The following is an 18,253-nucleotide window of genomic DNA, read 5'->3' as shown; positions in this document are numbered from 1 at the left end:
GATGACGGAGCAAGTGAAAAAAGTGGTTCTGGCCTATTCGGGCGGACTGGATACATCGGTGATTCTGAGATGGCTGATCGAAACCTACGGCTGCGAGGTCGTCGCCTTTTCCGCGGATATCGGCCAGGAGGAGGAGCTCGACACCATCGAGGAAAAAGCGCTCAAGACCGGCGCCTCCAGGGTCTATATCGACGATCTGAAGGAAACCTTCATCCGGGATTACGTGTTCCCGGCCTTTCGTGCCAATGTGCTCTATGAGGGTCAGTACCTTCTGGGCACCTCCATCGCCCGGCCCCTCATCGCCAAGCGCCAGATCGAGATCGCTAATATCGAAGGGGCCGACGCCGTCAGCCACGGCGCCACCGGAAAGGGAAACGACCAGGTCCGGTTCGAACTCAGCTACTACGCCCTGAAACCCGATATCAAGATCGTCGCCCCCTGGCGGATCTGGGACCTGACCTCCCGAACGGCCCTCATGGCCTTTGCCGAGAAGTTCGGCATCCCGGTGCTCTCGACCCGGAACAAACCCTACAGCACCGACCGGAACATGCTCCACATCAGCTATGAGGGAGGCATCCTGGAAGACCCGTGGCAGCCGCCGCCCGAAGACATCTTCACCCTGACCGTCTCGCCCCGGGAGGCGCCCGACGAGGCCGAGGAGATCGAGATCACTTTCGCCCACGGAGACCCGACGGCCGTCAACGGCAGAAGCATGTCTCCGGCGACCCTCTTCAAGGAGTTGAACCGCCTGGGCGGAAAGCACGGGGTCGGCCGGGCCGACATCGTGGAGAACCGTTTCGTGGGGATGAAATCCCGGGGCGTCTATGAAACCCCCGGGGGGACGATCCTGCGGGCGGCCCACATCGCCATGGAATCCATCACCATGGACCGGGAGGTCATGCACCTGAGGGACGGCCTGATGCCCCGGTATGCCGAGATGATCTACAACGGGTTCTGGTTCTCTCCCGAGCGGGAGCTGATGCAGCGGCTCATCGACGAGACCCAGCAGAACGTCTCGGGGGTGGTGCGGCTGTCGCTGTACAAGGGAAACTGCACGATCCTGGGCCGGAAATCCGACGACTCCCTCTACAGTCAGGATTTCGCCACCTTCGAGGATGACAGTGTCTACAAGCAGGGCGACGCCGAAGGCTTCATCAAGCTGAACGCCCTCAGGCTTCGCATCCGGGCAATGAATCGAAAGCAGGGATAAAGGGAACCCATGTCTGAAAAGCTCTGGAACGGCCGATTCTCCGAGGGGACAGACAAACTGGTGGAGCGGTTCACGGCGTCCATCAGCTATGACCGCCGCCTGTATGCCTGGGATATCGAGGGGTCCATCGCCCACTGCAGCATGCTCGCGGACACCGGGGTGATCACGCCGGACGAGGCGGCGGAGCTGGTCCGGGGGCTCACCCAGGTGCGCCGGGAGATCGAGGCCGGGGAGTTCATCTACGACGACAGTCTGGAAGACATTCACATGCACGTCGAGTCCCGGCTCCTGGCCATTGTCGGCAAGGCGGCCCAGAAGCTCCACACGGGCCGTAGCCGCAACGATCAGGTGGCGCTGGACATCCGGATGTTTCTCCGGGCGGAGACCCTCGGCATCATCGCGGCCCTGCGGCGCCTGAGGGAGATGGTCGTTTCCCTGGCCGAGGCCCATCTGGGCGCGGTGATGCCCGGATACACCCACCTGCAGCGGGCCCAGCCCGTGCTCCTCTCCCACCATCTGATGGCCTACTACGAGATGTTCACCCGGGACGGGGAGCGGTTCGGGGACGCCCTGAAGCGCATCAATGTTCTGCCCCTGGGGGCCGCGGCCCTGGCGGGGACCACCTATCCCATCGACCGGGACAATACCGCACGGCGACTCCATTTTCCGCGGGTGTCCGAAAACAGCATGGACACGGTGGGGGATCGGGATTTCGCCCTGGAGTTCACTGCTGCTGCGAGCATCTGCATGATGCATTTCAGCCGGCTCTCCGAGGAGCTGATCCTCTGGTCGTCGGCCGAGTTCGGCTTCGTGGAAATCGCCGACGCCTTCACCACCGGCAGCAGCATCATGCCCCAGAAGAAGAACCCCGACGTCTGCGAGCTGGTCCGGGGAAAGACGGGCCGGGTCTACGGGGACCTCATGGCCCTTCTCACCCTGATGAAATCCCTGCCCATGGCCTACAACCGGGACATGCAGGAAGACAAGGAGCCGCTTTTCGATGCCGTCGACACCCTGAAGATGACCCTTGAGGTGTACACCCGCATGCTGCCCAACATCACCTTCAAAATCGATGCCATGGCCCGGGCCACCACCACCGGATTTCTGGATGCGACGGACATGGCCGATTACCTGGCGACCCGGGGGATGCCCTTCAGGGAAGCCCACCACGTGGTCGGCAGGGCAGTTGGCGCTGCCCTTGCCCGGGGAAGGGAACTCCACGACCTGAGCCTCTCGGAGTTGAAGGCCTTTTCGGGGCTGATCGAGGAGGACATCTTCTCGTTCCTGTCGGTCCGGCAGATGGTCGACCGCAGGAAATCCCACGGTGGGACGGCCACCGACACAGTCCGGTCCGCCATGATGAACGCCCGGCGGGCGCTGATAGCGGAATCCGACGACGGGAGCGGGGTCGGCGATTGACGATGATGCCCCTGCGGATATGGAGCCTCCTGATGGCGGGGTGCATTCTGGCGGGGTGCGGGATCAAGGCGCCTCCCCTGCCGCCCGAGCGCAGGCCGCCCGCCGCGGTCCGCGATCTTGAAGGCGTCATGGCGGGAGACGCCGTTCAGCTCGCGTGGGCAATCCCTGCGGCGGGGAAAGATGCCGGCGAGGCCGCGGGGTTTGCCGTCTACCGGTCAAAAACCCCCCTTTCAGAGGCGGAATGCCGGGACTGCCCCCTGATCTTTGAGCAGGTGACCCAGGTCTCCGTGACGCCGTCGGACCGGCAGGCGGGGCGGATGACGTTTTCGGAGCCCGTGGAAAAGGGGTATCGATACCGGTACAAGCTGCGCGCCTTCGACGTGTTCGGGGCGGCGGGCGAGGACTCCAACACCTTTTCCGCGGCGTATTGACGCATCGGCCGGCGGCCTTCCCGGCTGCGGCGAAACCAGATCGGTCGGAGACCATGACAAAGATACCCTTTTTCAAGATGTGCGGCAGCGGGAACGATTTCATCATCGTTGACAACCGTCGGCAGGCGCTCCGGGAGGAGGATTTCCCGGGCCTGGCCAGACGTATCTGCGCCCGGAACATGTCCCTGGGCGCCGACGGCTTCGTGGTCGTGGATCAATCTCCCACGGCGGATTTCAAGTGGCACTTCTTCAATTCGGACGGCAGCCGGGCCGACATGTGCGGCAACGGCGCCCGCTGCGTGGCCCGGTTTGCCCACCTCAACGGCATCGCGGGCCATGACATGACCTTCGACACCGGCGCGGGGGGGATTGCGGCCCACGTCAGCGGCGACCGGGTGAAAATCCGGATGACCGATCCCCGGGGGATGGAATCGGGAATGCGCATTGAAACCACCCGCGGGCCCGTCACCCTCTCCCGCATCGACACCGGGGTTCCCCACCTGGTGGTGGCGGTGGCGGACGTCGGCCAGGCGAATGTCCTGGGCCTGGGGCGGGAGCTGCGGTACCACCCGGCCTTTGCGCCGGCGGGCGCCAACGTCAATTTTACCGCCGTCGGCCGGGACGGCCGGATCTTCAACCGCACCTACGAGCGGGGCGTGGAGGGGGAGACTCTGGCCTGCGGCACCGGATCGGTCGCGGCCGCCCTGCTCATGGCCGGCCGGGAGGGCATGGCGTCGCCCGTTACCGTGGTGCCCAAAAGCGGCGAGACGCTCACGGTCTATTTTGAGCGGACGGGGGACCGCTTCCACCGCGTCTTTCTGGAAGGGAACGCCCGGATCATCTGCACCGGGGAACTCTGGGAGGATGCATGGAACTGGTCGGCGGAAGAGGGCATCCCGGAAAACGCCGGCAACCTAAATCATGATTCCGGAAATTTCAGTCAATGACGGTTGACGGGGGATTTACCGCCTTCATCTCCCTCGGGTCCAACATCGGCGACAAGGCCATGTACTGCCGGATGGGGATCGCAGGACTCGCGGCGGACCGCCGGACGGTCATCACCGGCCGGTCGCCGTTCTACCGCACCGAGCCGGTGGACTACACGGACCAGGAGTGGTTCGTCAACGCGGTCGTGCGCATCCACACCCTACTGGATCCCTTTGCCCTTCTGACCCTGATCGGCGCCATCGAGCGCGGGGCGGGACGGGATCGGACGGGCGTCCGTTTCGGGCCGAGAACCCTCGACATGGATATCCTCTTCTTCGACGACCGGATCATCGACACGCCGGAGCTGACCGTCCCCCATCCCCGGATGCACAAAAGACGCTTTGTATTGCAGCCGCTTTGTGATATAGATCCGGCCATCGTGCACCCCGTTTTCCGCAGGCATGTCCGATATCTTCTCGACCATCTCGATGACGAAGGCCAGGAGATCTTTCCCTATGACGACCCTGGAGGAGCGCCGCTGCCGTGATCCGATTCCTGATCATCGCCGGATTGATCTATTTCCTGTACCGGAAGTACCAGAGCTGGTCCAAAAGCGTTGCCGGCAGGCATGCCGATGAGAAGGCCCTAGAAGACGTCATGGTGCAGGACCCTTACTGCGAGACCTATTTCCCGAGACGGGAGGGGATTCCCCTCAGCATGGACGGACAAGAACTGCTCTTCTGCAGCCCGAAATGCCGGGACGATTTTGCCGCTTTGCATTCCAAAACATCAACAGGAGGATAATTCGTAATGAAGTTTTTTATCGACACGGCCAACGTCGCTGAAATAAGAGAGGCCAGCAGCATGGGCATGGTGGACGGCGTCACGACCAATCCGTCCCTCATCGCCAAGGAAGGCCGTGATTTTACAGACATCATCCGGGAGATCTGCGGGATCGTCGACGGCCCCATCAGCGCCGAGGTCATCGCCCTCGACGCCGGCGGCATGATTGCCGAGGCCCGCGATCTCGCCAAAATCCATAAGAACATCGTCGTCAAGATCCCCATGACCGTGGACGGCCTCAAGGCGGTGCGCGCCCTGGCGGATGAGGGCATCCGGACCAACGTCACCCTCATCTTCTCGCCGCTCCAGGCGCTCATGGCGGCAAAGGCCGGCGCCGCCTACGTCAGCCCCTTTGTGGGCCGGCTGGACGATCTGGCCCAGGACGGCATGGTGCTGGTGGAGCAGATCATCGATATCTTCGACAACTACGGCTATGATGCCGAGGTCATCGTCGCAAGCGTGCGCAACCCGATCCACGTGCTGGAGAGCGCGCTCATGGGCGCCCATATCGCGACCCTCCCGTTCAGCGTCCTGGGCAAGCTCGCGGCCCATCCCATGACCGACAAGGGGATCCAGTCCTTTCTCGATGACTGGAACAAGCGGAAAAAATAACGGGCATTTCCTGCCGGGGAACAGAACAGCATGACACGATGGGAAAAAGCGGGTCGGGTGTTGAAAAATCCCAATTTCTTGACGTTGTTCCGAATCATTGCCGCGCCGGGCGTGGTGATCCTGCTGTTGTTCCCCAACCGTTTCACGACCCTCCTGGCGATGCTGCTCTTCAGCGCGGCGGCCATCTCGGACTATCTGGACGGATATTTTGCGAGGCGATGGGGGATGATTTCCAATTTCGGCAAGGTGATGGATCCGGTGGCCGACAAACTCCTGATCTCTTCCTCCCTCGTCATGCTGACCTCCCTGGGCTGGATCCCGGCCTGGGTGGTCTGCGTGATCATCGGCAGGGAACTGGCCATCACGGGCCTCCGGGTGGTGGTGATCGAAAGCGGGCAGGATATCTCCGCCTCGTGGCTGGGAAAATACAAAACAGGGTTTCAGATCGCGGCCATCATCTGCCTGCTGATCCATTACCCATATCTCGGTCTCAACTTTCACGCCATCGGTCTTTTCTTCCTCTGGGGGGCTTTGGTCTTCACCATCTGGTCGGGGGTCGATTATTTCGTCACCTTCAGAAAACTGATCGATCTCTGATCTTTTCTATTGACAGCAATAAGATAACTCGTTATAAGCGTTATCCGTTCGAGCGGGAATAACTCAGTGGTAGAGTGCGACCTTGCCAAGGTCGAAGTCGCGGGTTCAAATCCCGTTTCCCGCTCCAGCAGGGCGGCATAGCCAAGTGGTAAGGCAGTGGTCTGCAAAACCACCATTCACCAGTTCGAATCTGGTTGCCGCCTCCAATCTTTTCAATCATGAATGGCGGAATACGCGTCTATTTTTCATCGCTGCAAGTTTTCATTGCGGCAGGTTATTATCGTTCCCAAGCGGGAATAACTCAGTGGTAGAGTGCGACCTTGCCAAGGTCGAAGTCGCGGGTTCAAATCCCGTTTCCCGCTCCAATCCTGCAAACATCCCCGGCCATGCGGTCGGGGTTTTGTTTTTGGGCGGCGACGTGTTTGAGAATGCGGAAAGATCGTCCTCCGATTCCCCTCGAGAGGCCTTGAAACCATGTTCGGCAATTTCATCTATTTTATCGTTGTTCTGCTGATCTACACGACGTATCAGCCCTCGGATGACCCGGGGTTCTCCGTCCCGGAATCCCTGTCGCTTTTCTGCGGCCTCTTTGCAGGCTATGCCTTCCTTACCCGCATCCTGTTCAAGAAGATCGAAGCGCGCATCTCCACGGGGAACTTCCACCAACTCGACCCCCTGTTTCACCGCACGGTGACCCGCCAGTCGATTCTGGCGATCGTCCTGTTCGCCGTCGACATCTACCTTCTGAACCTGGTGGAGATCGTCCGGAAAGCGCCCTATGTCTCCATGTTTCCCACCGTCCAGGCTCTTGTTTTCATCGCCCTTTTCGTCGCATACCTGGCCGTCCTGTGGAGCCTGGCCTTCGATGCCTACCAGGGCCTCTACGGCACCCGCCTGAAGCGGTCGAGCTACGCGGCGTCGAATATTGCGATCTCCCTGCCCGTGCTGCTGCCCTGGGTGGTGTTGTCCGGATGCGCCGACCTGATCCAACTGCTCCCCTTTGCGTCCCTCAAGCGTCTGCTGTCGACCCCCGAGGGGGAGGTGATCTATTTCTTCCTTTTTCTGATGGTCGTGGCGGTGATCGGCCCCCTGATGATCCAGAAATTTTGGGGATGCAGACCCCTTCCGGCGGGAATCCACAGAAGCCGCATCGAGGCCCTCTGCCGGCGGGCCGATCTGGCCTACAGAGACATCCTGACCTGGCCCATCTTCGAAGGCCGCATGATCACGGCCGGGGTGATGGGCCTCGTCCGGCGGTATCGCTACATCCTTGTCACGGACGCGCTGCTCAGTCTGCTCGGGCCGGAGGAGGTGGACGCCGTGATCGCCCATGAGATCGGGCACGTCAAGCGGAACCACATCCTGTTCTACCTCTTTTTCTTCGTGGGCTATATACTCTTCTCCTATGCGGTCTTCGACCTGATCGTCTATGCCATCATCTATACCGAGCCGCTCTACCGCGTAGTGATCCAGTCGGGCCTGAGCCACACGATGGTGGCGTCGACCCTGATCACCCTGGTGACCATCGTCGTTTTCCTGATCTATTTCAGGTATATTTTCGGGTATTTCATGCGGAATTTCGAGCGCCAGGCCGATTGCTACGTCTATACGCTCTTTAACAGCGCAGGCCCCCTGATATCCACCTTTGAGAAGATTGTCCTGACCACCGGACAGGCCCCGGACAAGCCCAACTGGCATCATTTCAGCATCGCCCAGCGGGTGAAATACCTGATCCAGAGCGAGCAGGACCGGGGGTGGGTCCTGCGTCACGACCGGAAGGTCAGGCGCAGCATCGTCTTGTACGGGATCGGTATGGCGCTCGTGGCCGTGATCGGCTATTCCCTCAATTTCGGGGAGACGGGCAGGCGGCTGAACGCCAATCTGTTTGAGACGGTCATTGAGCGGGAGATCCGGGAGAAGCCGGATTCGCCCGAGCTCTTCGGGCTCCTGGGGGATCTCTACTACAGCAGAAATGAATACGCCGGTGCGGTGGAAGCCTATGAAAAGGCGATCCTCCTGGGCGCGGAAGGCCCCGAGATATTCAACAACCTGGCCTGGCTCTACGCCACCTGCGAGGAAGCCGGGCTCAGGTCACCGGAAAGGGCCCTTGAGCTGGCGCAAAAAGCGTTGTCGCTGTCCAGCGCTCCCCACATTCTGGACACGCTGGCGGAGAGCTACTTTGTCAACGGCAGGTTTGACGACGCCGTAAGCGCCGGCCTTCGGGCTTACGAGGCGGCTACCGCCGATCGGTCCTATTTCGAAGGTCAACTCAAAAAATTTCGAGAGGCCGCCGGAAAAGGCTGAAAGCGGGTCAGGCCACGCAGACCTTTCTGACCTGCTTGATGTCGGTAAATCCGCCGAAGATCTTCTGAATGCCGTCCTGCTCCAGCGTCCGCATGCCGTCCTTGATGGCCTGGTCCTTCAATTCCTCGAGGCGGGCCTGCATCTGAATCATCCGTTTGGAATCCTCCGTGGCGACGAGCAGTTCGTGGATGCCCATCCGGCCGGCGTATCCGGTCTGGCCGCAGGCCGCGCACCCGCCGGCCTCGTTCAGCAGAAGATCCTCGCGATAGGTCAGCAGATCCGGAAAATCATCTTCAAACTCGGTCTTGCCGTATCGCTCGATCAGGTGGGCATGATCCTCGCGGGTCGGGTGATATTTTTTCTTGCAGTTCTTGCAGAGGGTCCGGACGAGACGCTGGGCGAGGATGCCCAGGATGGCATCTGCGAAATTGAACGGGTCCATCCCCATGTCCAGGAGACGGGTGATGCTTTCGGGCGCGCTGTTGGTGTGCAGGGTCGAGAGGACCAGGTGCCCGGTGAGGGAGGCCTCGATGCCGATGGCCGTCGTTTCCTTGTCGCGCATCTCGCCGACCATGATGACATCCGGGTCGGCGCGGAGAAAGGCGCGCATGGCCGTGGCGAAGTTGAAGCCGATCTTGGGGTGGACCTGGACCTGCCGGAGCCCTTTCTGAGTGATTTCAACGGGATCCTCGGCGGTCCATATCTTGGTTTCCGTCTTGTTGATGTAGGCTAGGGCTGAATGAAGCGTCGTGGTTTTACCGGAACCGGTGGGGCCGCAGACGTAGATGATGCCGTAGGGCTGTGTGATGAGGTTTACAAACCGGTTGAAATTCTGCTCGGAAAATCCCATGTTGGCCAGGGGGATCGGTTCTCCGGCGTTCAGAATACGCATGACGATGTCTTCCAGACCGCCCTGGGTCGGGATGGTGGCAACGCGGAGTTCGATGTCGAGTCCGCCGTATTTCTTGAACTGGATCTTGCCGTCCTGGGGCATTCGTCGCTCGGCGATATCCAGGCCGGCCATGATCTTGATTCGGGAGACGACGGCCCGCTTGTAGTTGTAGGGGATGGTCTGGTAGACCGAACAGGCGCCGTCGATGCGGATTCTCACCAGAGTGTTCTGTTTTCCGGGATAGGGTTCGATGTGGATATCCGACGCCTTCCGGGCGAAGGCGTCCTGGATCACCTTGTTCACCAGCTTGACGACGGCGCTGTCGGATTCGTCGAATTCTTCTTCGTTATCGTCGTCGCGGTCCGCCTCCCGCTGCAGTTCATGAAGAATATCGTCGATATCCCCGACATTCCGGACCTCCTCGAAGGAGAACCGTTTGATGAAGTCGATGATATCCACGGGCAGGGCCACCCGGAAGTCGAGCTTGGTATTGGGATAGAGCGGCTTGATCAGATCGATCTTCTGGATGTCCTGGGGGTTGTCGACGGCGATCACGACCTTTCCGCCGTCGCTCTCCAGCGGGACCCAGAGATTTTTCCTCATGAAGGATTCTTTCCCCTTCCGCATGAGGTTGCCCGGAATCGGCCAGTTGGCGTCGTAGAGGACGCCCGGAACCTCATAATATTTGGAAAGGGACTCGATGACCTCTTTTTTCGGTATTTTGAGCACTCCGATGAGATAGCTTTCAATAGATTCCCGCCGCTTTTTGGCCTCGATGATGGCGTTCTTGAGGTCCTGTTGCGACAGGAGGTTATTCTGCAGCAGATAGTTGAATTTGCTGCTGGCCTGACGCGCCGTCCGCTTGAGGTTGTACATGGCGATGCCGAGAATCTTGGCGAGTTCCCGGATAAAATGCTCGTCCATCTTCGAGTACGGCTGGCTGTCTTTCCGGTTGACGAGCTGAATGGCGCCCAGCAGGTATTTGTGGAAATGGATGGGGCAGACCATTACCTGGCGCGTAACGAAGCCGGACTTTTGATCCCAGCTTTTGTCAAAGGTGAGATTCGGGTCGATGGCCTTCAGTTCGTCTTCATCGTAGGCATCCTTGATGTTGACCAGGCACTGCTTGTAGGTCGCGTACCCGGCGATGCTCGTGACCGTCACCGGCACCCGGATGTCGTGGATGTTTTTTCCGGCGACGACCCGTGAAACCAGTTCGCGCTTGACGCCGTCGATGACATAAATGGTGATTCGTTCGGATTCGAACAAATCGACGATCTCACCCTTGAGGTTGTTGAGGGCCTGATCCAGATTGGGCGCTGTCTGGATCTTGTTGCTGATGATCTGGAATTTGATTCTGAAGGCAACCTCGGGGCTGGCGCCGGGCTTAATGCCCTGGGGATGGGCGACGATCGCCTTGCTCATGTCCTTTGAACGGGCGGTATCGACTGTCAGGTGGCTGACGGGAAGTTCTACCTTGATGTGTGTCGGTGTCGCTTTTGCCATATCTTTTCTTCCAACCTTGTGAGCGTCATCTGAAATGGTTCCGGCTTGAGAGATGGTCAGGATGAAGCGTTGTCCGTAAAGTGATGATAGCAGTGAATGAGCTTTTTAATTCCGCCGCCGATGAGCAGCATCCCGATAAGATAGAAGCTGAATTTCACAAACCAGATGATGGAGGAGAAATATTCAATCTGTTCGATCCGCGGCATCACCTGAGGGATCCGGAAAAAAACGCCGATGCCCATGATCACCAGCAGGGCACCCCAAACCGTGTGATACAAGATTTTTTCTTTTGTCATGGTGTCATGCCGCAGATCCCGGCAGAGGTGTCTCGTACCTGCACAAACGCCGGCGATCGTTTGATAAACAAATGAATAGAGTATATAAAAAGTTATAAGTCTGGCGGATTATAACCGCTTTGAGGATGTGTGTCAAATAATAAGCGATAAAAAAATGAACCCTTTTGACCCGGAAACGGAACCTGCACCGGCATGGGGCCGGGCGTCTTCAAAGGAGGGCGGCTTCCACCAGTTTGACCCGCACCGGCACGCCCAGGTTTTCGGATAGGTCGCTTTCCAGCAGGCGGATTCTTTTTTCGAGGACCTTGATTTCATCTGAAAACAGCCTGTTGTCCATGGCGATGGAAATCCCCAGGTGCTTTTTTTCACCCTCCGCCTCCAGGACCCCGGACCGGTATTTCGGAACGAAGGAGAGCGTCGCCTCAATCTGCCGGTTGATCTGGCTCTGGTGCACCTTGACGCCGTTGATGTTGAGGATGTCGTCGGTCCGCTGTTCGAACCATTCCATCCGGAGAGACGGCGTTCCGCAGCCGCACGGCTCATGGATGAAGCGGGCCCTTTCCCCGGTCCGGAAGCGGATGAGGGGAAACGCCCGGGTCGTCAATGTGGTCAGGACCAGCTCCCCCGTCTCTCCCGGGGGCAGCACGTCACCGGTGTCCGGATTCACGATCTCCGGGAAGAAATGGTCTTCGTTGATATGAAGCCCCTGGTGAGCCTGGCATTCGTAGGCGATGGCCGGCCCCGGGACTTCGCTCAGCCCGAAATGATGCCAGGTCTCCACGTGAAGCCGGCGCTCGAGGTGCCGACGCGTTTCCTGTGCAGCGGGCTCCCCCACCAGGATCAGGCGCTTGAGGTTGAGGGCGGTGGGGTTGATTTCGGCCCTGAACATCAGTTCGGTCAACTGGACGGCCCGCGACGGCGTCGTCACCATGGCCGATGTCTTGTAGTCCCGCAGCACCATGAGGTGCTTATTGGGGGACAGGGGCGTGTTGGGGATGACGGCCACGTCCAGTGCCTCGGCGCCGTCCTTGTAATCCCGACCCCAGTTGGCCAGCCCGGGGTCGAGGTCGATCTGGAGGATGTCCTCGGAGCCGATCCCCGCGGCCGTGAAGGCCCGGCCGACCATCTCCCGCCAGATGCGGAGATCCTGCCGCGTGTAGCCCGTGACCGTGGGATGCCGCGTGGTTCCGGGCGCCGTGTGGATGCGGACGATGTCCTTGAGGGGCACGGCGAAAAGGCCGTAGGGATAATGTTCGCCCAGGTGGCTCCGCTCCATGAAGGGAAGAACGGCGATATCCGCCACCCGCTCGATGATGGAGGGGTCTTTTCCATTTCTCCGCGCCACCTCGTTCTGGCGGTTCCGGTGGAAAGGCACATTCCGGTAGGCCCGGTTGAGGGTGGCCTGAAGCCGTTCGAGTTGAAGCTGTTCCCGTTCTCCGGGGGCAAGATTCAGCATATTATCCCCTCCCTTCATAAAATTCTTCGTAGTCTTTGCCCAGATAGGCCCGTTTGACCTCCACGTCCGAGAGCAGATCGAAGCCGGTACCCTGGAGCACGACCTTTCCGGTCTCCAGAACATAGCCGCGATCGGCGATTTTGAGGGCGGCCCGGGCGTTCTGTTCGACCAGGAGGATGGTCAGCCCGTCGGCCTTGAGCCGGACCAGGATATCAAGGATCTTTTCCACCATCAGCGGGGCAAGGCCCATGGAGGGTTCGTCCAGGGCCAGGAGCCGGGGCCTCGCCATGAGGGCCCGGCCGATGGCCAGCATCTGCTGCTCCCCGCCCGAAAGGGTTCCGGCCGGCTGCCCCGCGCGTTCCCCCAGGATCGGGAACAGGTCGATGATCTCCGCCAGGTCCCGTTCGATCTCCCGGTGCTCCTTCCTGCGGTATCGGGTGTAGGCGCCCAGCTTCAGGTTGTCGAGAACGCTCATGGGCGCGAAGATCTGCCGGCCCTCGGGCACCAGGCTGATCCCCTTCCGGACGATGGCCGGGGGGTCCATCCCCTTGAGGGAGGCCTCCTCGAAAACGATCTCCCCCTTCCAGGTGGAGAGCAGCCCGCAGATGGACATCAGGAGCGTGCTCTTGCCGGAGCCGTTGGCCCCGATGAGGGTGATGAGTTCGCCACGGCGCACCGAAATGCTGACGCCCTTGATGGCCATGATCCTGCCGTAGTAGCACCTGAGGTTCTTGACGTGCAGCATAAAATCACCCGTTGCCGAGATAGGCGGCCATGACTGACGTGTTGGCCTGGATTTCCCGGGGGGTGCCCTCCGCCAGCTTCCCTCCCTGGTCGAGGACGATGATCCGGTCGCAGACGCTCATGGTCAGGCTCATGTCGTGCTCCACCAGCATGACCGTGACGCCGCGGTCCCGGATCTTCCGGATGAGTTCCCCGAGGCTGTGGGTTTCCACGGCGTTGAGGCCCGCCGCCGGTTCGTCCAGAAGCAGCAGTTTGGGGTCCGAGGACAGGGCCCGGGCGATCTCTAAAAGGCGCTGCCAGCCGAAGGGGAGGTCGCCGCTCCGCTGGTCGGCCTGGGCCGAGAGCCCCACGAAGTCGAGCAGCTCCCGGGCGCACTCCCGAAGAGCCGTCTCCTCCCGCCGGATGGACGGCATTCGGGTCACGGCGCCCCAGAAGCCGCTCCGGGTCCTCACGTGGCGTCCGACCATGACGTTTTCGATGACGGACATGCTCTCGAAAAGCTCGACGTTTTGAAAGGTCCGGGCGATCCCCAGGCGGACGATATCCTGAACCCGCTTCCCGAGGATGGGGGCGCCTTCGAGGAAGATCTCGCCGGAATCCGGAATATAGGCGCCGCTGATGACGTTGAAGAGGGTGGTTTTCCCGGCGCCGTTGGGGCCGATGAGCCCTATGATGAGGCCGGCGTCGAATTCGACGGAGACGGCGGAAAGGGCTCGAACGCCCCCGAAGGCCTTGGAGACCGACCGGATCCGAAGGAGTGTCGGCTTATCGGTCATGCTTTTTCCTCATGCGCCCCCAGATGTCCAGGATGCCGCGGGTCAGCCCCTGGGGCATGACGATCATGACGCCCATCATGATCAGTCCGTAGACGACCATCTCGAGATCGGAAAACGCGTGGAGCCACTCGGGCAGGAGGGTCAGGAGGGACGCGCCCAGGAGCGCCCCCCAGATGCTGGCCATGCCGCCGATGACCACCATGGTCACCATCCGGACCGACATGAGAAAATCGAAGCTCCCCGGGCTGATGAAGCTGACGTAGTGGGCATAGAGAAACCCCGCCAGGGCCGCGACGCCCGCGCTGAAGACAAAGATCTGCAGCTTGAGGTGCATGGTGGGGACGCCGACGGCCCGGGCCGCCTTTTCGCTGTCGTGGATGGCCCGGAGGGCCCGGCCCGTTCGGGAATCGATGATGCGGCGGCAGACGAGGATCGTCAGGAGAAGGACGCCCCAGACCAGGTAGAAACAGTTTTTTCCGGCGGTGAGGATTACGGGGCCGACGGCGAGGGGCGGGATGCCGACGAACCCGGAGGCCCCGCCCGTCATCGTGTCCCATTCCCGAAATACGATAAAGGCGATCATGCCGAACCCAAGGGTTCCCATTCCCAGATAATACCCGGACAGCTTCAGGGTCGGCATCCCCACCAGAAAAGCGACCGCCGCCGCGGCCGCCACGGCGAGCGGAAGGGAGATCCAGGGAGAGAGCCCGTAGGTAGCGGTCAGGATGGCCGTGGTGTAGGCGCCGATGCCGAAGAAGGCAGCATGCCCCAGGGAAATCTGACCGGCGTATCCCATGAGCAGGTTGAGGCCCAAGGCCAGAAGCGCGTTGATGCCGATGAAGGTCAGCACCTGGAGGTGATAGGGGTTGGTGACGGCAAGGCCTGCGGCGGCCACCGAGAGGCAGGCGAAGGCATAAACGGTGCCTTTTCGAAACGAGGGTGTCATGATCTCCGCCATGGCTGCCGCGGCCGGTCAGAAGCGCGAGGCGTCGGCGGCCCCGAAGAGCCCGCCGGGCCGGATGTAAAGGATGAGCAGCAGCAGAATGAAGGCGATGCCGTCCTTGGCGGCGGAGGAGATATACCCCACCCCCAGGGCCTCGACGAGCCCCAGGAGGAAGCCTCCCGCAAGGGCCCCCCACAGACTGCCGATGCCGCCCAGCATGGCCGCGCAGAAGCCCTTGAGGCCGAGCATGGTCCCCATGTCGTACCCGCACATGGTGATGGGGGCGATGATCACGCCCGCCGTGGCCCCGAGGCCCGTGCTCATGACAAAGGCCAGGAGAACCATCCTCTCGGACGGAATGCCCGAAAGCCATGCCGCCCGCTTGTTGATGGCCGTCGCCTGCATGGCTTTCCCCGTGAGGGTCTTCCGGTAGAAATAGAAGAGGCCAAGAGCCAGCAGAAAGGCGATGACGAGGATCCAGACGCTCTGAGGCAAAAGCTTTGCGCCGGCCAGGTCAAAGGGGAGATGGCCGGAAAAGGGGGGGACGCTGTAGGCGTCTTTTCCCCAGATCATCATGGCCGCGCCCCGGAGAAAGATGGACGCCCCCACCGTGATGATGACCAGCACGATGGGGTGGGGCTTTTTTACGGTCCGGATGGCGATGCGTTCGAAGAGGAACCCCGCGCAGGCGACGCCCGCGACCGTCAGGACAAAGGCTGCGGGAAGGGGGAGGTGCAGCCCTCCCCACAGCGTCACCAGCCCCAGGGCGCCCAGCATGACAAATTCCCCGTGGGCGAAGTTGATCAGTTCCGTCGCGCTGAAGAGCATGGAGAATCCAATGGCGATCACCGCATAGATGGCGCCGTTGGTCAGGCCTGAAAAGAGATACTGCGCGAGTTCGTCCACCTTATTTGACCAGCTCCCAGGCGCCTTTCTGGATTCGGACCATCACGAAGGCATCGGGGGCAAGGCCGTTGTGCTCCTCCGGGCTGAAACTGAACACGCCGGACACCCCCACATGGCCCTTGATGGATTCGATGTTTTTCCGCAGCTTCTCCTTGTCGCCGCCGGTCCCTTTGAGGGCCTTGGCCAGGATATGGACGGCGTCGTAGGCGTATCCGCCGAAGCCGGACACGGGCTGCTTGAAGGCGGCGGTGTAGTTTTTGGCATAGTCGGCGAGGACGGCCTTCTGGGGATCGGCGTCGGGCAGGAGGTCATGGACCAGGATCTTTCCGGTGGGCAGGAGGGTCCCTTCCGCGCTGTCCCCCGCCAGCTCGATGAATTTGGGGGAGGCCACCCCGTGGCTCTGGTAGAGGGGGATGGAGAGTCCCAACTGCTGGGCGTTCTTGCTGACCACCGCGGGGCCTGGGTTCGTTCCCCAGCAGATCACGGCATCGGGCCCGGCGCTTTTGATCTTGGTGAGCTGGGCGGTCATGTCGGTGTCCTTGGGGCCGAAGGACTCCTTGGCCACAAAGGTGATGCCGTAATCCGGGGCCATTTTCTCCAGCCAGGAGGCCCCATCTTTGCCGAAGCTGTCCGAGGCGTAGAGCAGCCCCAGCTTGGTGATCTTCTTCTCTTTCAGGTAGGTGAACAGCGCCTTCACCGCCACGGAAGAGCGTTGGGGGGATTTGAACACATTGGTGAAGGGGCCGAATTTCCCGCCCATGATCACCGGGTCGCCGCCCACGCACATAAAGGTGGGAACCCCGGCTTCCTCGACAATCTTCTTAACCTGCATCCCGGCGCCCGTGGTGGTGGGCCCGATGATAGCCGCCACCTTGTCGGAGTGGATGAATTTCTTGGCGATGGTGGCGGCCTTGGCCGGGTCGCTTTCGGTGTCGCCGATAATCAGTTCCAGGGGCCTGCCGTTGATGCCGCCGGCCTTATTGATCTGGGCCACCGCCATCTCCGCCACCAGCTTGGTGGGGGTGCCGATATGGGCCGCCGGCCCCGACAGGGCGAACATGGCCCCTATCTTGATGGGTTGCTTTTGGTCCGCAGCCTGGGCGCCGCCCGCCACCAGCATGGCCATGGCCGCGGCCACGAGAACCCTTGACAGAACTCGGATCATAATTTCTTCCCTCCTCATAAAATATGCCATCATTGATGGTCTAGTTTAGGCCATGATGTCAACTCAAAAATCGCTTTGGGTGCAATTATTGCCTCGGGTTCGAGGCCCGGACCCGGTGAAGGCGGTCCGCATCACGGCCTCAGGGCCCCAGGAACCGGAAGATTATCTGCTGATTGCGCAGGGCATAAATTGCCGACTTGATGGAGAGATTTTGTACCTGAAGATATTGATCTCTGGACTCACGTTCGGCTGCGTCTCCCGCCTCTGCCGGTCCCTTGGCTCTCAGCTCTGCGGCTTCCTTCTTCTTGGCGGCGGCGGTCTTGAGCAACTCATCCGCCTTGCCCTGGGCCTCGGTAGCCAGTTTTTGGTTGATGGCCAGCTGCTGGCTTTCTTGGGAGGAAAGCTCGCGCTCCGCCAGTTTGGCGGCGCTTTCCTTCTGAAGGCTCGTAAATAATGCGTTGGACTGTTTCACCAGGGACAGGGCCGAAGAAAGATTTCCGGCCGTTAATTCCTGATCCGCCTGTTCCAGGTGCTCCACCGCCTGGCGGTAGGAGTTTGCAGGGGCAGGTGTAGTGGGGGTTGCGGTTTGGGCCCAGCCGGCGCCCACCAGGGCTAGGGCCAGGAACAGGGACAGCAGGCAGACGCCGTAGTTGCGGCGGGATACGTGCATGATCACAAGTCACCTCAATGAGTTCTCGGGTGGTCTCACCGCCCGGTTTGAATAGTCCCGGCGCCACACTCCTGGCCGGGTCCGGCAAAGATTCCAGCCGGAACTTACGTGGCTCTTTTAAAAAATATTCCCCCTCACTATAGAGGAATTTATCCTGACAGATCAAGCTTAAAGTGGATTTTACTCCTTGAGGCCGGATAAACTGCCAACTATCATAAGACCTTGTTTACCGGTAAAATGTTTCGTTGAACCCGCGGAAACATATCCTTTTCCGAAATCTTGTGATCAGTCACCCGGTTCAGGATGATAAGCAGAACCGCTTGTATTGTCCTCTAGGCCCAGATACCTCATGGGATCGACGGGCAGGAATAGTTGAACCTCCTGGTCAAGATATCAATCTATATTATTTGGTGATTGTCACGATGTACCTTCATATTGGACCATCGGCAGTACCTTTGGGTCTTTTTGATGCGGGGATGTCATTCGGGTTTTGTGCGGAGGCCTTGAGAGTCCGGGTATATCAGGAAAGATCAAGGCTTTTGGGTGGTCTCCTTGG

General features: G+C 60.5%; 18 protein-coding genes and 3 tRNA genes. 13 read left to right on the top strand and 8 right to left on the bottom strand.

From position 1 onward, the window contains the following. Position 1: 1 nt before the first annotated feature. The 12 genes from ACEW8N_RS00120 (at position 2) to ACEW8N_RS00065 (ending at position 8,343) form a co-directional block, all read left to right on the top strand. The gene (locus ACEW8N_RS00120; protein WP_373497750.1) at positions 2–1,210 is read left to right on the top strand and encodes an argininosuccinate synthase; all 1,209 of its coding nucleotides are present in this window, start codon (positions 2–4) and stop codon (positions 1,208–1,210) included. Positions 1,211–1,219: 9 nt separating this feature from the next. Beyond that, positions 1,220–2,629 (top strand): argininosuccinate lyase, encoded by a 1,410-nt coding sequence (argH, locus tag ACEW8N_RS00115; RefSeq protein WP_373497749.1) that lies wholly within the window; start codon positions 1,220–1,222, stop codon positions 2,627–2,629. A gap of 2 nt (positions 2,630–2,631) precedes the next feature. Then, on the top strand, positions 2,632–3,060 hold the full coding sequence (locus ACEW8N_RS00110; protein WP_373497748.1) for a hypothetical protein: 429 nt from the start codon (positions 2,632–2,634) through the stop codon (positions 3,058–3,060). Positions 3,061–3,113: 53 nt separating this feature from the next. Then, positions 3,114–4,007 carry a diaminopimelate epimerase gene (gene dapF / locus ACEW8N_RS00105; RefSeq protein WP_373497747.1) on the top strand — a complete coding sequence of 298 codons (894 nt, stop codon included), beginning with the start codon at positions 3,114–3,116 and terminating at the stop codon, positions 4,005–4,007. Next, positions 4,004–4,534 carry a 2-amino-4-hydroxy-6-hydroxymethyldihydropteridine diphosphokinase gene (folK, locus tag ACEW8N_RS00100; RefSeq protein WP_373497746.1) on the top strand — a complete coding sequence of 177 codons (531 nt, stop codon included), beginning with the start codon at positions 4,004–4,006 and terminating at the stop codon, positions 4,532–4,534. Before dapF ends, folK begins: the two co-directional genes overlap by 4 nt. Next, positions 4,531–4,791: a hypothetical protein gene (locus ACEW8N_RS00095; RefSeq protein WP_373497745.1), complete on the top strand. Its 261-nt coding sequence runs from the start codon at positions 4,531–4,533 to the stop codon at positions 4,789–4,791. The genes folK and ACEW8N_RS00095 overlap by 4 nt, the downstream gene beginning before the upstream one ends. Positions 4,792–4,797: 6 nt before the next feature. Then, positions 4,798–5,442: a fructose-6-phosphate aldolase gene (fsa, locus tag ACEW8N_RS00090; RefSeq protein WP_373497744.1), complete on the top strand. Its 645-nt coding sequence runs from the start codon at positions 4,798–4,800 to the stop codon at positions 5,440–5,442. Between the two features lie 30 nt (positions 5,443–5,472). Beyond that, positions 5,473–6,039 (top strand): CDP-diacylglycerol--glycerol-3-phosphate 3-phosphatidyltransferase, encoded by a 567-nt coding sequence (gene pgsA, locus ACEW8N_RS00085; RefSeq protein ID WP_373497743.1) that lies wholly within the window; start codon positions 5,473–5,475, stop codon positions 6,037–6,039. Positions 6,040–6,091: 52 nt separating this feature from the next. Beyond that, positions 6,092–6,166, top strand: a tRNA-Gly gene (locus tag ACEW8N_RS00080). A gap of 4 nt (positions 6,167–6,170) precedes the next feature. Then, positions 6,171–6,245 (top strand) — tRNA-Cys (locus tag ACEW8N_RS00075). A gap of 84 nt (positions 6,246–6,329) precedes the next feature. After that, positions 6,330–6,404: transfer RNA gene (locus ACEW8N_RS00070), tRNA-Gly, on the top strand. Positions 6,405–6,513: 109 nt separating this feature from the next. Then, entirely contained in the window at positions 6,514–8,343 is a 1,830-nt protein-coding gene (locus ACEW8N_RS00065) for a M48 family metalloprotease (RefSeq protein WP_373497742.1), read from the top strand. 7 nt (positions 8,344–8,350) lie between these two features. Here the strand turns inward: ACEW8N_RS00065 and ACEW8N_RS00060 are convergent, their stop codons facing one another. Beyond that, on the bottom strand, positions 8,351–10,741 hold the full coding sequence (locus ACEW8N_RS00060) for an ATPase, T2SS/T4P/T4SS family (RefSeq protein WP_373497741.1): 2,391 nt from the start codon (positions 10,739–10,741) through the stop codon (positions 8,351–8,353). 80 nt (positions 10,742–10,821) lie between these two features. Here ACEW8N_RS00060 and ACEW8N_RS00055 point away from each other — a divergent pair, with 80 nt between their 5' ends. After that, positions 10,822–11,112, top strand: coding sequence for a hypothetical protein (locus ACEW8N_RS00055; RefSeq protein ID WP_373497740.1), 291 nt, complete (start codon positions 10,822–10,824; stop codon positions 11,110–11,112). A gap of 133 nt (positions 11,113–11,245) precedes the next feature. Here ACEW8N_RS00055 and ACEW8N_RS00050 read toward each other — a convergent pair whose 3' ends face one another. The 7 genes from ACEW8N_RS00050 to ACEW8N_RS00020 all read right to left on the bottom strand — a co-directional run bounded on the left by ACEW8N_RS00050 (position 11,246) and on the right by ACEW8N_RS00020 (position 17,697). Continuing rightward, the gene (locus ACEW8N_RS00050) at positions 11,246–12,493 is read right to left on the bottom strand and encodes a phenylacetate--CoA ligase family protein (RefSeq protein WP_373497739.1); all 1,248 of its coding nucleotides are present in this window, start codon (positions 12,491–12,493) and stop codon (positions 11,246–11,248) included. Between the two features lies 1 nt (position 12,494). Beyond that, complete coding sequence (locus ACEW8N_RS00045; RefSeq protein WP_373497738.1) at positions 12,495–13,238, bottom strand: ABC transporter ATP-binding protein; 744 nt, start codon at positions 13,236–13,238, stop codon at positions 12,495–12,497. Positions 13,239–13,242: 4 nt separating this feature from the next. Then, positions 13,243–14,013 (bottom strand): ABC transporter ATP-binding protein, encoded by a 771-nt coding sequence (locus tag ACEW8N_RS00040; RefSeq protein WP_373497737.1) that lies wholly within the window; start codon positions 14,011–14,013, stop codon positions 13,243–13,245. Then, positions 14,003–14,959, bottom strand: a complete 957-nt coding sequence (locus ACEW8N_RS00035) for a branched-chain amino acid ABC transporter permease (RefSeq protein ID WP_373497736.1) — start codon at positions 14,957–14,959, stop codon at positions 14,003–14,005. The genes ACEW8N_RS00040 and ACEW8N_RS00035 overlap by 11 nt, the downstream gene beginning before the upstream one ends. Positions 14,960–14,986: 27 nt before the next feature. Then, on the bottom strand, positions 14,987–15,862 hold the full coding sequence (locus ACEW8N_RS00030; RefSeq protein WP_373497735.1) for a branched-chain amino acid ABC transporter permease: 876 nt from the start codon (positions 15,860–15,862) through the stop codon (positions 14,987–14,989). Between the two features lies 1 nt (position 15,863). Next, positions 15,864–17,027: an ABC transporter substrate-binding protein gene (locus tag ACEW8N_RS00025; RefSeq protein WP_373497734.1), complete on the bottom strand. Its 1,164-nt coding sequence runs from the start codon at positions 17,025–17,027 to the stop codon at positions 15,864–15,866. A gap of 139 nt (positions 17,028–17,166) precedes the next feature. Continuing rightward, positions 17,167–17,697, bottom strand: coding sequence for a hypothetical protein (locus ACEW8N_RS00020; RefSeq protein ID WP_373497733.1), 531 nt, complete (start codon positions 17,695–17,697; stop codon positions 17,167–17,169). Positions 17,698–18,253: the final 556 nt, after the last annotated feature.

Origin of the sequence: Desulfococcus sp., from assembly GCF_041737845.1 — a bacterium.
Lineage (GTDB): Bacteria > Desulfobacterota > Desulfobacteria > Desulfobacterales > Desulfococcaceae > Desulfococcus.
This window is presented reverse-complemented; position numbering and strand designations above follow the sequence as displayed.

What these genes read in the sequence shown, in the direction of transcription:
- ACEW8N_RS00040 (WP_373497737.1), bottom strand. Translation starts at nt 14,013, where the DNA reads ATGACCGATAAGCCGACACTCCTTCGGATCCGGTCGGTCTCCAAGGCC.
- pgsA (WP_373497743.1), top strand. Translation starts at nt 5,473, where the DNA reads ATGACACGATGGGAAAAAGCGGGTCGGGTGTTGAAAAATCCCAATTTC.
- ACEW8N_RS00020 (WP_373497733.1), bottom strand. Translation starts at nt 17,697, where the DNA reads ATGCACGTATCCCGCCGCAACTACGGCGTCTGCCTGCTGTCCCTGTTC.
- folK (WP_373497746.1), top strand. Translation starts at nt 4,004, where the DNA reads ATGACGGTTGACGGGGGATTTACCGCCTTCATCTCCCTCGGGTCCAAC.
- dapF (WP_373497747.1), top strand. Translation starts at nt 3,114, where the DNA reads ATGACAAAGATACCCTTTTTCAAGATGTGCGGCAGCGGGAACGATTTC.
- ACEW8N_RS00110 (WP_373497748.1), top strand. Translation starts at nt 2,632, where the DNA reads ATGATGCCCCTGCGGATATGGAGCCTCCTGATGGCGGGGTGCATTCTG.
- ACEW8N_RS00065 (WP_373497742.1), top strand. Translation starts at nt 6,514, where the DNA reads ATGTTCGGCAATTTCATCTATTTTATCGTTGTTCTGCTGATCTACACG.
- ACEW8N_RS00120 (WP_373497750.1), top strand. Translation starts at nt 2, where the DNA reads ATGACGGAGCAAGTGAAAAAAGTGGTTCTGGCCTATTCGGGCGGACTG.
- ACEW8N_RS00035 (WP_373497736.1), bottom strand. Translation starts at nt 14,959, where the DNA reads ATGACACCCTCGTTTCGAAAAGGCACCGTTTATGCCTTCGCCTGCCTC.
- fsa (WP_373497744.1), top strand. Translation starts at nt 4,798, where the DNA reads ATGAAGTTTTTTATCGACACGGCCAACGTCGCTGAAATAAGAGAGGCC.
- ACEW8N_RS00025 (WP_373497734.1), bottom strand. Translation starts at nt 17,027, where the DNA reads ATGATCCGAGTTCTGTCAAGGGTTCTCGTGGCCGCGGCCATGGCCATG.
- ACEW8N_RS00050 (WP_373497739.1), bottom strand. Translation starts at nt 12,493, where the DNA reads ATGCTGAATCTTGCCCCCGGAGAACGGGAACAGCTTCAACTCGAACGG.
- ACEW8N_RS00045 (WP_373497738.1), bottom strand. Translation starts at nt 13,238, where the DNA reads ATGCTGCACGTCAAGAACCTCAGGTGCTACTACGGCAGGATCATGGCC.
- argH (WP_373497749.1), top strand. Translation starts at nt 1,220, where the DNA reads ATGTCTGAAAAGCTCTGGAACGGCCGATTCTCCGAGGGGACAGACAAA.
- ACEW8N_RS00060 (WP_373497741.1), bottom strand. Translation starts at nt 10,741, where the DNA reads ATGGCAAAAGCGACACCGACACACATCAAGGTAGAACTTCCCGTCAGC.